1 protein-coding gene is annotated in these 435 nt (G+C 43.4%); it reads right to left on the bottom strand.

Features of this window, described 5'->3' with window-relative positions; all coding sequences use genetic code 11:
* Positions 1-435: hypothetical protein (locus tag AC3DEV_RS17180; RefSeq protein WP_488372905.1), on the bottom strand; the 435-nt coding region annotated here is incomplete at both ends.

The raw sequence follows: 435 nt of genomic DNA, 5'->3' as shown, positions 1-435 counted from the left end.
GCCTCAGTGTATGCCGCCAGAGTTGTTCCATCTGTCCTTAGAGCAAATACACGTTTCAAACCTTGTACGCCAGAAAACGCTTCAGTAACACCATATGCCAGATCGTTATCCATATCCACCGTTCCCAATTCAAGTGCAATATCACCTGAGGAGTCTATTGCAATTTTATCTTCGTCAGCGGGGGCAGGAACAAGAGCTCTGAACGACACGTTAACTTCTCCAAATCCATCAACGTAAGGAACCCATTTGTAACCATCTGATCTTTCAGAAACGTACAAAGCGGCAACACTATCAAGACTTACAGAAGAAGACCCAGCAGTCCATGCGTTAGAATCACTTGAATCTGTTTTCTTAATCTCTCCAGAAAACTTAAGTCTGAACTGTACTTTAATGGCAGTTGCCGAGTTTGTGAACACAGTAGTATCAACAGCAGGA

This window comes from Dietzia sp. IBK-p2-15D (genome assembly GCF_057773105.1).
The sequence above is the reverse complement of the archived record's forward strand: the minus strand, read 5'-3'. Positions and strand labels throughout refer to the sequence as shown.